The 13,348-nt window shown below is 68.0% G+C and carries 10 protein-coding genes; 8 read left to right on the forward strand and 2 right to left on the reverse strand.

All coding sequences use genetic code 11. The annotated features are described in order from the left end of the window. Positions 1-83: 83 nt before the first annotated feature. Both C2U58_RS01375 and grxC read right to left on the reverse strand, forming a co-directional pair. A complete protein-coding gene (locus tag C2U58_RS01375) occupies positions 84-479 on the reverse strand; it encodes a carboxymuconolactone decarboxylase family protein (protein ID WP_102944209.1) in 396 nt (131 codons plus the stop codon). Next, positions 476-772, reverse strand: coding sequence for a glutaredoxin 3 (gene grxC / locus C2U58_RS01380; protein WP_172448038.1), 297 nt, complete (start codon positions 770-772; stop codon positions 476-478). The genes C2U58_RS01375 and grxC overlap by 4 nt, the downstream gene beginning before the upstream one ends. Before the next feature lie 108 nt (positions 773-880). Between grxC and C2U58_RS01385 the strand changes: the two genes are divergently transcribed. The 8 genes from C2U58_RS01385 to C2U58_RS01420 all read left to right on the forward strand — a co-directional run bounded on the left by C2U58_RS01385 (position 881) and on the right by C2U58_RS01420 (position 13,345). Next, positions 881-2,521: a M48 family metalloprotease gene (locus C2U58_RS01385; protein ID WP_102944211.1), complete on the forward strand. Its 1,641-nt coding sequence runs from the start codon at positions 881-883 to the stop codon at positions 2,519-2,521. A gap of 135 nt (positions 2,522-2,656) precedes the next feature. Then, positions 2,657-3,346 carry a phosphate regulon transcriptional regulator PhoB gene (phoB, locus tag C2U58_RS01390; protein ID WP_068849561.1) on the forward strand — a complete coding sequence of 230 codons (690 nt, stop codon included), beginning with the start codon at positions 2,657-2,659 and terminating at the stop codon, positions 3,344-3,346. Positions 3,347-3,360: 14 nt separating this feature from the next. Next, positions 3,361-4,701, forward strand: a complete 1,341-nt coding sequence (gene phoR / locus C2U58_RS01395; protein WP_070209462.1) for a phosphate regulon sensor histidine kinase PhoR — start codon at positions 3,361-3,363, stop codon at positions 4,699-4,701. Next, the gene (ppk1, locus tag C2U58_RS01400; protein ID WP_102944212.1) at positions 4,698-6,779 is read left to right on the forward strand and encodes a polyphosphate kinase 1; all 2,082 of its coding nucleotides are present in this window, start codon (positions 4,698-4,700) and stop codon (positions 6,777-6,779) included. Before phoR ends, ppk1 begins: the two co-directional genes overlap by 4 nt. 21 nt (positions 6,780-6,800) lie before the next feature. Beyond that, positions 6,801-8,327 (forward strand): exopolyphosphatase, encoded by a 1,527-nt coding sequence (ppx, locus tag C2U58_RS01405; RefSeq protein WP_102944213.1) that lies wholly within the window; start codon positions 6,801-6,803, stop codon positions 8,325-8,327. 292 nt (positions 8,328-8,619) lie between these two features. Further along, positions 8,620-11,541, forward strand: a complete 2,922-nt coding sequence (locus tag C2U58_RS01410; RefSeq protein WP_102944214.1) for a TonB-dependent receptor — start codon at positions 8,620-8,622, stop codon at positions 11,539-11,541. A 147-nt stretch (positions 11,542-11,688) separates the two neighbouring features. After that, positions 11,689-12,825: a glycosyltransferase family 1 protein gene (locus C2U58_RS01415; protein ID WP_102944215.1), complete on the forward strand. Its 1,137-nt coding sequence runs from the start codon at positions 11,689-11,691 to the stop codon at positions 12,823-12,825. Further along, complete coding sequence (locus C2U58_RS01420) at positions 12,806-13,345, forward strand: phosphatase PAP2 family protein (protein ID WP_102944216.1); 540 nt, start codon at positions 12,806-12,808, stop codon at positions 13,343-13,345. Before C2U58_RS01415 ends, C2U58_RS01420 begins: the two co-directional genes overlap by 20 nt. Positions 13,346-13,348: the final 3 nt, after the last annotated feature.

The raw sequence follows: 13,348 nt of genomic DNA on the forward strand, positions 1-13,348 counted from the left end.
AGTGCCGGCCGCCGGCCGGCTCCCCTTGCTGCCGGCTACTCCGAGGAGCCGGCCAGCGGCCGGCACTACGGCCAAGGGGCGGTTCAGGCGTGCTCGTGGGCGTCCGGGGCGGCGGCGCCGCCTTCCAGCTGGTCCAGGAAGTCCACCGCGCGGCGCAGGTGCGGGATCACGATGGAGCCGCCGACCACCAGGCCGACCGAGAAGGTCTCGAAGAACTCCTCACGGGTCACCCCGGCGTCCTTGCACTGGGCCACGTGGTAGCTGATGCAGTCGTCGCAGCGCAGCACCATCGAGGCGACCAGGCCCAGCAGTTCCTTGGTCTTCACATCCAGCGCGCCGGCCTGGTAGGTCTGGGTGTCGAGCGCGAAGAAGCGCCGCACCACCTGGTTGGGCTCGCCCAGGATGCGCTGGTTCATGCGCTGGCGGAACTCGGTGAACTCGGCGATCCGGTCCTTGCTGGCGTCGTCGGCGGCGCTCATGCGCCCTCCCCGTTCAGCAACGACTCAAGCTTTCCGGCCTGGTGCAGCGCCATCATGTCGTCGAAACCGCCCACGTGGGTGTCGCCGACGAAGATCTGCGGCACGCTGGTGCGACTGGTCTTGTCCATCATCTTCCGGCGCTCGTCCGGGTCCAGGTCGATGCGGACCTCGGTCCACGTGCGGCCCTTGCTCTTCAGGAAGTTCTTGGCCGCCACGCAGTAGGGGCAGACCGCGGTCGAATAGATGGTGATGGCGGGGGTCCCACCCGGGTTGGAAGCGACATCTTGGCTCACGGGAAACTCCACAACGGAACGATTGTCTGTATATGGTAGCCCTGCGTCGGATATTCCATGTCATCACCGCAACACAGTGACTCAACCACCGCTTCCAGGAGTACCCGTTTGCGCCCTCTGCTGCTCTCCGCCGCCCTGACCCTGGCCCTGGCCGCACCGTGGGCGTCGGCCCAGGACAGCAAGCTGCCGGACATCGGCTCCTCGGCTGGCGAGCTGCTGACCCCGGCCCGCCAGGCCGAGTACGGCGGCATGATGCTGCGCGAGCTGCGCAACTACGGCTACCTGCTGGACGACCCGCTGGTGGACGACTGGCTGCAGACCATGGGCGCCCGGCTCGGCTCCAACAGCGCCCAGCCGCGCCAGTCCTACACCTTCTTCATGCTGCGCGACCGCCAGATCAATGCGTTCGCCACCCTCGGCGGCTACGTCGGGGTCAATGCCGGGCTGGTGCTGACCGCCGAACGCGAGGACGAGGTGGCCGCGGTGCTGTCCCACGAAATCGCCCACGTCACCCAGCAGCACGTGCTGCGCGGGGTGGAACGGGCCCAGCGCGACCAGATTCCGATCCTGCTCGGCATGCTGGCCGCAGTGGTGGCCGCGCAGCAGGCCGGCGGCAATTCCTCCGGCGATGCGACCATGGCCGCGATCACCTCGGGCATGGGGCTGATGCAGCAGCGCCAGATCAACTACACCCGCAGCAACGAGTCCGAGGCCGACCGCCTGGGCATCCGCACCCTGGCCCGCAGCGGCTACGACGTGGACGCGATGGCCGGGTTCTTCGAGCGCATGTCGGCCTCCATGCGCGGCAATGCCGGCGGCTACTCGGTGCCGGACTTCCTGCAGACCCACCCGGTCAACACCACCCGCATCAGCGAAGCCAAGGCCCGCGCCGAACAGATGAAGAAGGACACGGTGCTGCTGACCACCGAGGTCCCCGGCGGGGTCCGCCAGGAACGGGTGAATCCGACCGACCCGGCGCTGTCCGAGCCGGTCGTCCAGCGCAACAACCCGCTGCTGCCGGCGTCCATGCAGTTTTCGGTGAACGCGCTCAGCCGCGGCGCCAGCGGCCAGTTCGACTGGGCCCGCGAGCGCCTGCGCGTACTCAGCGCCGACACCCCCGGCGACCTCGCCACCGAGTACCAGAACCTGCAGCGCGCGCAGAAGAACGGACTGACCGAACCGCAGCGCTATGGCCTGGCCCTGGCGCGGCTGCGCAACAGCAACCCGACCGAGGCGCGACGCGACCTGGCCACGCTGCTGCAGGACCATCCGGACAACCTGTGGGTGGCGCTGGCGCTGGGCGAGGCCGAATCGCGCAGCGGCCAGAAGGCCGAGGCCAACGCCCGCTTCGACACCCTGCTGCGCCAGCACCCGGGCAGCCGGCCGGTGGCCCTCACCTACGCGGAAATCCTCAACGAACAGGGCGGCCGCGAGGCCGGCCAGCGCGCCCAGGCGATGCTGCGCCCGCTGCTGGCCCAGAGCGGCAACGACCCGGTGTTCCAGCAGCGCTATGCCCGCGCCAGTGAGCTGGCCGGCGACACCCTGCGCGCCAGCGAGGCCTACGCCGAGGCGGCGTTCCTGAACGGCCGCCCGGAGCAGGCGCTGATCCAGCTGCAGGCGCTGAAGAAGCGTTCGGACCTGGACTACGTGGGCCGCGCCCGGGTCGACGCCCGGATCGAGAGCATCACCCCGACCGTGCTCGAAATGCGCCGCCAGGGCATAGATGACCCCGAACTCGAGCGACGGTAGCCCCGGCCGTTGGCCGGACGTTGGTTCCGTAAAGATGACGTGAAGATTGCAGCCCCGTCATCATGGTCACAAACATGTCATGAAACCGTAGTCTACTGGGCCCAATCCCGGTCTGATGAGCAATACGGTGGGCACGTGCAGAAACGCATCCTGATCGTCGATGACGAACCCGCGATCCGCGAAATGGTCGCCTTCGCCCTGCGCAAGGGCGACTACGACCCCATTCACGCCGGTGACGCCCGCGAGGCGCAGACCGCCATCGCCGACCGCGTGCCGGACCTGATCCTGCTGGACTGGATGCTCCCGGGCACCAGTGGCCTGGACCTGGCCCGGCGCTGGCGCAAGGAGGCCCTCACCCGCGAGGTGCCGATCATCATGCTGACCGCGCGTGGCGAAGAAAACGACCGCGTCGGCGGGCTCGAGGCCGGCGTGGACGATTACGTGGTCAAGCCGTTCTCGGCGCGCGAACTGCTGGCGCGGATCCGCGCGGTGATGCGCCGCGCGCGCGACGACGATGAAGACGGCAGCGTGGCAGTGGGCAGCATCCGCATCGACGGCGCCGCGCACCGCGTGTTCGCCGGCGACCAGCCGGTGCCGATCGGGCCGACCGAATACCGCCTGCTGCACTTCTTCATGACCCATCCCGAGCGCGTGTATACCCGCGCCCAGCTGCTCGACCACGTGTGGGGCGGCAGCGTGTACGTGGAGGAACGCACCATCGACGTACACATCCGGCGCCTGCGCAAGACGCTGGAACCGTTCGGTGCGGAGAACATGGTGCAGACCGTACGCGGCGCGGGGTATCGTTTCTCGACGTCCACGTGAACCACGAGACTGCAATGCCGCGCCACATCCGTTCTGCCTGGCTGAAAACGCTCGCGACCCTGGCCGTGCTGCTGCTGGCTGCGGTGCTCGTGGGCCTGGCCACCGGGCAGGTCTGGATGTGCATCGCGCTGGCCTCGATCGGCGCGCTGGCCTGGCATTACTGGCGCCTGCGCAAGGTGCTGCGCCGGCTCACCGCGCGCCAGCGCTGGGACATGAGCGGCGGCAACGGGGTCTGGAACGAACTGGACCGCCTGCTCTACCGCAACCAGTTGGAAATGCGCACGCGCAAGCGACGCCTGCTGGACATGCTGCGCAGCTACCGCGCCGCCGCGGCGGCCCTGCCCGACGCGGTGGTGGTGGTGGACCGCAACAGCCAGCGCGTGCAGTGGTTCAACGAATCGGCGACCACCCTGCTCGGCCTGCACCATCCCGGCGACCTCGGCGAGGCGCTGGTCGAACGGCTGCAGCCGATGCCGCTGGCCCACTGGCTGGCCGGGGGCCGCAATGCCGAGCCGATCCTGGACGTGCCCTCGCCGGTCGATCCGGCGATCCGCCTCAACCTGCGCCTGATTCCGTATTCGCCCGACTACTGGCTGCTGATCGCGCGCGACGTGAGCAAGCTGCTGCGGCTGGAGCAGGTCCGCCGCGACTTCGTGGCCAACGTCTCGCATGAACTGCGCACGCCGCTCACCGTGGTGCACGGTTACCTGGACATGATGGAGCCGGAGGATTTCCCCGGCACCGGCCCGATGCTGGAAGAAATGCGCAAGCAGTCGCAGCGCATGGCGCAGCTGGTCGAAGACCTGCTGACCCTGTCGCGGCTGGAATCGCAGGAACACACCGAAGAAGAAACCGTGGCGATGGCGCCGATGCTGGCCACGCTGCGCCGCGAAGCCGAAGCCCACAGCCAGGGCCGCCACACGATCAGCGTCATCGACAACGCCGGGGTCGACCTGCAGGGTTCCAACAAGGAACTGCACAGCGCGTTCTCCAACCTGGTCACCAACGCGGTCCGCTACACCCCGGCCGGTGGCCGGGTCGAGGTGGAGCTGGCGCGCGAAGGCCAGGGTGTGGTGCTGGCGGTACGCGACACCGGCTATGGCATTCCCGCCACCCACCTGCCGCGCCTGACCGAACGCTTCTACCGGGTCTCCAGCAGCCGTTCGCGCGAAAGCGGCGGCACCGGGCTGGGCCTGTCGATCGTCAAACACATCCTTGGCCTGCACCACGCCCGCCTGGAGATCCAGAGCGAAGTCGGCAAGGGCAGCACGTTCTCCTGCCATTTCGATGCCGACCACGTGCGCGAGCGCACCGACGCGGCCCTCCTTCCTTCCGCAGAAGACTTTTCCGCATGAGCAGCCTCGTTCCCATCGCCGTGCCGGCGGAAACCGATGACCTGCGCGACCCGGCGCTGTACATCAACCGCGAGCTGTCGCAGCTGGACTTCAACTTCCGGGTGCTGGCCCAGGCCATGGACCCGCAGGTACCGGTGCTGGAGCGGCTGCGCTTCATGTGCATTTCCTGCACCAACCTGGATGAGTTCTTCGAGATCCGCGCCGCGGCAGTGCGCCACGCGCAGGAGTTCGGCCTGCCGCCGGCACCGGACGGCATGACCCCGCAGGCGATCCTCAGCGCCATCCATGACCGCGCCGCCGAGCTGGTGGACCAGCAGTACCGCTGCTGGAACGACACCCTGCGCCCGGCCCTGCACGAGGCCGGCATCGACGTGCTGGGTCGGCATTCGTGGAACCACCGCCAGAAGCGCTGGCTGCGCGCGTACTTCCGCAACGAGATCATGCCGGTGCTGTCGCCGCTGGGCCTGGACCCGTCGCACCCGTTCCCGAAGATCCTCAACAAATCGCTGAACATCGTAGTGGTGCTCAAGGGCACCGACGCGTTCGGCCGCGCCGGCCACCTGGCCATCGTGCGCGCACCGCGCTCGCTGCCGCGCATCATCCAGCTGCCGCAGACCCTGGGCGGCCCGCAGACCTTCGTGTTCCTGTCCTCGGTGCTGTCGACCTTCGTCGGCGAGCTGTTCCCCGGCATGGAAGTCCAGGGCGCGTACCAGTTCCGGGTGACCCGCAATTCGGAACTGGTGGTGGACGAGGAGGAAGTGGAAAACCTCGCCCTGGCCCTGCGCGACGAACTGGTCGACCGCGGCTACCGGCCGGCGGTGCGGCTGGAGATCGCGCAGGACTGCCCGCGCGACATCGTGCGCACCCTGCTGCAGAACTTCGGCCTGACCGAAAACGCGGTGTACCAGATCGACGGTCCGGTCAACCTCAACCGCGTGATCCAGCTGTACGACCTGCTCGCCCGCCCGGAACTGAAGTACCCGCCGATGAGCCCGCGCACGCTGCGCGACAGCGACGGCATCTTCGAGGTGGTGGCGCGCAAGGACGTCCTGCTGCACCACCCCTTCGACGCGTTCACCGCGGTACTGGACCTGATCAAGCAGGCGGCGGTCGACCCGAACGTGCTGGCGATCAAGCAGACCCTGTACCGCACCGGCAAGGATTCGCAGATCGTCGATGCGCTGATCCTGGCCGCGCGCAACGGCAAGGACGTCACCGTGGTGGTCGAGCTGCGCGCACGCTTCGACGAAGAAGCCAACCTGGGGCTGGCCGACCGCCTGCAGGAAGCCGGAGTGCAGGTGGTGTACGGCGTGGTCGGCTACAAGACCCACGCCAAGATGCTGCTGATCGTGCGCCGCGAAGGCCGCAAGCTGCGCCGCTACGTGCACCTGGGCACCGGCAATTACCACAGCGGCACCGCGCGCGCGTACACCGACCTGAGCCTGATCACCGCCGATGCGGACATCGGCAATGACGTGCACCTGCTGTTCCAGCAGCTGTCCGGCCTGGCCCCGCGCACCCGCCTGAAGCGCCTGCTGCAGTCGCCGTTCACCCTGCACGACGGGCTGCTGCAGCGGATCGAACGCGAGATGCACCTGGCCCGCAAGGGCCGCCCCGGGCGCATCATCGCCAAGATGAACGCCCTCAACGAGCCGCAGGTGGTGCGGGCGCTGTACGCCGCCTCGCAGGCCGGCGTGCAGATCGACCTGATCGTGCGCGGCGCCTGCACGCTGCGCCCGGGCGTGCCCGGGGTGTCGGACAACATCCGGGTGCGCTCGATCGTCGGCCGCTTCCTGGAACACAGTCGTGTGTACTGGTTCGGCAACGACGGCGCTGCGGAACTCTACTGCGCCAGCGCCGACTGGCTCGAACGCAACCTGCTGCGCCGGGTCGAGACCTGCTTCCCGATCCTGGACCCGGAGCTGGCCCGCAAGGTCTACCGCGACGTGCTGCAGAACTACCTGGACGACAACCTCAATGCCTGGGAACTGCAGGCCGACGGCACCTACCGCAAGTGCACGCCGGGCCACGACGAGCCCCCGCATTCGGCGCAGATGGCATTGATGGCCGGGTTGTAGGCCATCGGCTACCATTCGTCCATGCCGCATACCTCCACGACACCGCCCGCCCTGCAGGATGGCGACCTGCTCGCCGCCATCGACCTGGGCTCCAACAGTTTCCACATGGTCATCGCGCGCTACACGCTCGGCCAGCTGCGGGTGGTCGACCGCCTGCGCGAGACCGTGCGCATGGCCGACGGCCTGGATGGCAAGGGCGGCCTGTCGGCCGAGGCGCGCCAGCGCGCGCTCGAGTGCCTGGCCCGGTTCGGCCAGCGCATCCGCGGCATTCCCCCGGTGCGGGTGCGCGCACTGGCCACCAACACGGTCCGCCAGCTGCGTTCGCCGCAAGCCTTCCTGATGCCGGCCGAAACCGCGCTGGGACATGCCATTGAAGTGGTCAGCGGGCGTGAAGAGGCCCGCCTGATCTACCTGGGCGTGGCCCACGCGCAGCCGCCCAAGCCGGACCAGCGCCGGCTGGTGATCGACATCGGCGGCGGTTCCACCGAATTCATCATCGGCCAGGGCATGCAGACCCTGGAGCGCGAAAGCCTGCAGGCCGGCTGCATTGCCAGCACGCGGCGCTTCTTTCCCGGCGGCAAGCTGAGCAAGAAGCGCTGGAAGGACGCACTGACCGAGATCGGTGCGGAGTTCCAGCAGTTCGCCACCAAGTACCGTTCGCTGGGCTGGGACGAGGCCCTGGGGTCATCGGGCACCCATAAGGCGATCAGCGAGATCTGCGCCAGCATGAAGCTGAGCAAGGGCGCGATCACCGCCGAAGCGCTGCCGCAGCTGCGCGACGAGCTGCTCAAGGCCAAGCGGATCGAAGACATCGACCTGCCCGGCCTGTCGCCGGACCGCCGCCCGATCATCGCCGGCGGCATCCTGGTGCTGGAAGCGGCGTTCCACGCGCTGGGGCTGCAGAAGCTGCTGGTCAGCAAGGCCGCGATGCGCGAAGGCATCCTCTACGACATCCTCGGCCGTGCCAGCGAGAACGACCTGCGCGACGAGTCGGTCGATGCCCTGACCCAGCGCTATGGCATCGACACCGTCCAGGCCGACCGGGTGCAGCGCACCGCGATGGACCTGTTCGGCCAGGTGGAAAAGGCATGGAACCTGGACCCGGACGACGCGCGCATGCTCGGCTGGGCCGCACGCCTGCACGAGCTGGGCCTGATGATCGCGCACAGCGGCTACCACGTGCATGGCAGCTACGTGCTGGAGAACTCGGACATCGCCGGCTTCTCGCGGCAGGAACAACAGCTGCTGGCCGCGCTGGTGCGCAGCCACCGCCGCAACGTGTCCAAGTCCGCGTTCGACGCCCTGCCCGAGCGCCTGCTGCTGCCGGCCCGGCGCATGACCGCCCTGCTCCGGCTGGCGGTGCTGCTCAACCGCGCCCACGAAGACAGCCCGATGCCGGCGCTGGAGCTGAGCGCGGACGACAACCGCCTGTCGCTGATCCTGCCGCAGGCCTACATCGACGCCCGCCCCCTGCTGCGCGCCGACCTGATCGGCGAGACCGACGGCATGGCCGGACTCGGCATCCTGTTCCGCCCGTTCGTGGCGTAATCGCGCCGCGTTGCGCAGATCTGCGTGACGCGCCGCATCAAAGCGATACATACCGATACATCAGGACATCGCGCCTGACGGGTTCACTTTGTCACAATCTGTTGATTTACAAGGCAATACATCTCGTTGGTTACGGGCTGGTGAATTTTTTTTGGCAAAAGGCTTTACACCGGCTTAACGACTGGGACTAAGATCGAGTCACCGGCCCACTTGGGACGGTTTTCGAGCGACGCGGGGACTTGGGACCCCGCCGACCTCTTTTGATTCAGTTCTGAACCAGAGAGAGAGCCAAATGACTTCACGCATCAACGTACTGGGGCAGGCGATCCGCTATGCCCTGGTCGCCGGTACCGCCGGCCTGGTGGCCGCCCCGGCCATGGCACAGGACGCGCCGAGCCCCACCAACCTGGATCGCATCGAGATCACCGGTTCGCGCATCCGCACCGTTGACGTGGAGACCGCCCAGCCGGTGTTTGCGATCAGCCGCACCGACATCGAACGCCAGGGCTTCAGCTCGGTGGCGGACATCCTGCAGAACGTCACCGCCATGGGCAGCCCGACGATCAGCCGCGCCAACGCGCTGACCGCTGGTGAGAATGCCGGCGGTACCTACATCGACATGCGCAACCTGGGCACCCAGCGCACGCTGGTGCTGGTCAACGGCAAGCGCCTGGGCATCAGCACCTCCGGTTACCAGGACGTGTCCACCCTGCCGGTCTCGGCGGTGGAGCGCATTGAAGTGCTGAAGGACGGCGCCTCGGCGATCTACGGTTCGGACGCGATGGCCGGCGTGGTCAACATCATCACCCGCAGCAACGTCACCGGCACCACCGTGAACGTCTACCACGGCCAGTACAGCGAAGGCGACGGCGCGCGCGACCGTATCGACGCGGTCACCGGCTGGAGCAACGACCGCCTGTCGCTGACCCTGGCGCTGGAGCACTCCGAAGAAGACGGCGTGTGGGCCCGCGACCGTGGCTTCAGCCAGTACGGCATGACCGACCGCCACCCGCTGGACTCGAGCAACTGGACCACGATCAGCCAGTACGGCCAGATCACCGGCCTGCGCGGCCCCGGCTGCACGGCCACCGCCGGCTGCGGTTACTCGCTCAACCGTGGCAGCGACCCGACCCTGCCGGGCAACTACCACCGCACCGACACCACCCCGTTCACCGGTGACGTGAGCAACGCCAACGACCAGATGCACGTGATGTATCCGCTCAAGCGCGACTCGGTGTACTTCGATGGTCGCTTCGCGATCACCGACAGCATCAACTTCCGCACCGAGCTGGGCTACAACGAGCGCGAGTCGACCCGCCAGATCGCCGGCTACCCGCTGCAGTCCAGCACTGCCGGCGTTGGTTCGATGTCGATCAACAGCTACTTCAACCCGTTCGGCAACCAGCACGGCTACGCCACCCCGACCGCGGTGGCCTGGAACCGCCGTACCTGGGAAGTGCCGCGCGTGACCACCAGCGAACTGAAGACCTACCGCGCGGTGGCCTCGTTCGACGGTTCGTTCGACATCGGCGAGCGCTACTTCGACTGGGAAGCGGGCTACCAGTACAACCGCAACGAACTGGAATCGATCGCCACCGGCAACCTGCACAAGGCGCGCGTCGCCGCCGGCGTCGGCCCGTCGTTCCTGAACACCGCCACCGGCAAGGTCCAGTGCGGTACCGCCGCCGCGCCGATCGGCTACGACGTGTGCAAGCCGTGGAACCCGCTGGTTCCGTACGGCACCACCGCTGCGGACGGCCTGTACGGCAATGCAGAGCTGCAGGCGTGGCTGTTCCCGGAAGAAGTCACCAAGGGCCGCACCACCTCGAAGAACTTCTTCGCCAACATCGCCGGTTCCATCGTCACCCTGCCGGGCGGCGACATGGGCTTCGCGTTCGGCGTTGAAAGCCGCAAGGAAGACGGCCGCTACACGCCCGATCCGCTGGCCCAGACCGGTGCCACCACCAACCTGGCCGCAGGCCCGACCGGTGGCGACTACACCGTCAACGAGGCGTACCTGGAACTGAACGTGCCGGTGCTGGCCGACCTGCCGGGCGCCAAGGAACTGACCTTCAACGGCGCGACCCGCTTCTCCGACTACGACACCTTCGGCAACACGCTCAACAGCAAGTTCGGCTTCAAGTGGAAGCCGATCGATTCGCTGATGGTGCGCGGCACCTGGGCCGAGGGCTTCCGCGCCCCGACCATCAACGACCTGTTCGGTGGCGGTTCGGAAACCTTCGCCCAGTTCAGCGATCCGTGCGACACCGTGTTCGGTTCTTCGCGCACCAGCGCCGAAGTGCGCGCCCGCTGCTCGCGTGACATCGCCAACGCCGCCACGTTCCGCCAGCTGCGCCAGGGCGGCACGCCGGTGACCGTGGCCACCGACGCCACCCCGGTGCCGTTCACCAGCGGCTCGAACCCGGACCTGACCCCGGAAACCTCCAAGAGCAAGACGCTGGGCCTGGTCTGGAGCCCCGGCTTCATCCAGAACTTCAACGCCTCGCTGGACTGGTGGAAGATCCGCATCGACAACACCATCATTGCCGATACGCCTTCCCAGATCCTGATCGACTGCTATGAGCAGGGCATCGACGCACGCTGCACCCGCTTCGATCGCGACCCGGTCACCGGCATCGTCACCAACCTGAAGTTCGGCAACCGCAACGCCGGTTTCCTGGAAACCGAAGGTTACGACCTGGACCTGAGCTACCGCCTGGATACCGCGTTCGGCAAGTTCTCGCTGAACTCGGCCACCACCTACGTGTCCAGCAACATCTACCGTTCGACCAACGACGCCAGCGTCGTCCCGACCACCACCAACGGCATCGGCAGCGGCTTCCGCGTCCGTTCCAACCTGGTGCTGGGCTGGGACCGCGAAGACTTCGGCATGAGCTGGACCGCGCGTTACTACTCCGGGGTGAAGGAACAGTGCGCCAACATCGCCCTGTACCCGGAAGAGTGCTCGGATCCGAACCAGTACGCCCCGTGGTACAAGGGGTCGCGCAACTACAACGAGCGCGGCTCGGTCACCTTCCACGACGTGCAGTTCCGCTACAACCTGCCGTGGGACGGCACCGTGTCGGTCGGCGCCAACAACGTGTTCGACCGTCTGGGCCCGATCATGTACAGCAAGCCGAACTCGGCCTTCTCGTACTACGGCGGCTACGACATCGGCCGCGTGATCTACATGAAGTACCAGCAGCGCTTCTGATCGCCCCCCCGCGGGTGATGGAACATGACCACGGCCCTTCGGGGCCGTGGTTTTTTTGTGCCCGGTCACGGCGTCATCTGCTGGTCATGGCCGCGTCATGTCGGCTACATCGCCGCCCGCGAGCATGCGCCAAACCGGGAGGTTCCCATGCGCTACGCGATCGTCACCGAAACGTATCCCCCCGAAGTCAACGGCGTCGCCCTGACCGTACAGGGCCTGGAGCAGGGACTGCGCGCGGCCGGGCACGAGGTGGACCTGGTCCGCCCGCGCCAGGGCGATGAGACCGACGCCGGCGGCGCGCTGCTGGTACAGGGCGCGGGCCTGCCGCGCTACCCCGGGCTGCGTTTCGGCCTGCCGGCCCCCAAGCGGCTGGCCCGGCAGTGGCAACAGCAGCGGCCCGATGCGATCTACATCGCCACCGAGGGCCCGCTGGGCTGGTCGGCGCTGCGCACCGCGCGGCGGCTGGGCATTCCGGTGGCCACCGGCTTCCACACCCGCTTCGACGAGTACCTGCCCGACTACGGCGTGGCCTGGCTGCAGGCCGCCGCACTGCGCTGGATGCGCCGCTTCCACAACCAGGCCGACGCGACCCTGGTGCCGACCCAGGAGCTGCAGCAGTTCCTGGCCGGCCAGGGCTTCGATCGGGTCCGCCTGCTCGCGCGCGCGGTGGACAGCAGCCAGTTCGAGCCGACGCGGCGCGACCCGGCGCTGCGCGAGGAATGGGGCATCGACGGCACCGGCTTTGCCGCGATCTACGTCGGCCGCATTGCCGCAGAAAAGAACCTGGCGCTGGCGGTGAAGGCCTTCCGCCGCCTGCAGCAGGTGCGCCCCAAGGCGCGCTTCGTGTGGGTTGGCGACGGCCCGGCGCGCGGGAAGCTGGCGCATGAAAACCCGGATTTCATCTTCTGCGGGGTGCAGCGCGGCGACGCGCTGGCCCGGCACTTCGCCAGTGGCGACCTGTTCCTGTTCCCCAGCCGCAGCGAGACCTTTGGCAATGTCACCCTGGAAGCAATGGCGAGCGGCGTGACCACGGTCGCCTTCGATTACGGTGCCGCGCGCGAGCACCTGCGCACCGATGAAACCGGCGTGGCGGTTGACGACGATGCCGCCTTCGTCGACGCCGCCGTGCGCCTGGCCGGCGATGATGCCGCGCGCGAACGCCTGGGCCGCAACGCCGCCGTGGCGATGCAGCGACTGCATCCGCAGCAGGTGGTGGCCGAGTTCGAGGCCCTCCTTGCCGAACTGGCCCACGCCCGGAGGCCGCATGCGGACCACGCCGCTTGAGGCCCTGCGCGGGCGCGAAACCCGCCTCTGCCGCCGCGCCAACCACTATTGCCGGCACCGTCGGGTGCGCCGTGCATTCGCGGTGGTCAGCCGGCTCGGCGACGGGGTGTTCTGGTATGCCCTGATGGGCGCGCTGGTGCTGGTCGACGGTTTCGACGGCCTGCGCGCGTCGCTGCACATGGCGGCCACCGGGTTGATGGCGCTGCTGCTGTACAAGGGCCTGAAGCGCTGGACGAGGCGTCCGCGGCCCTACGCGGCCGACCTGCGGATCCGCGCCTGGGTGGCGCCGCTGGACGAGTTCAGCTTCCCGTCCGGGCATACGTTGCACGCGGTGTCGTTCACCATCGTGGCGCTGGCGTACTACCCGTGGCTGGCCCCGCTCCTGGTGCCGTTCACGGCTGCGGTCGGCGTATCGCGGGTGGTGTTGGGATTGCACTACCCCAGTGACGTGCTGGCGGCGACGGCCATAGCCACGGCCTTGGCGGGTGCGAGCCTGCAATGGTTGCCTTTGCCGGTTTGATAA

Source organism: Stenotrophomonas sp. VV52, from assembly GCF_002893095.1.
Lineage (GTDB): Bacteria > Pseudomonadota > Gammaproteobacteria > Xanthomonadales > Xanthomonadaceae > Stenotrophomonas > Stenotrophomonas aracearum.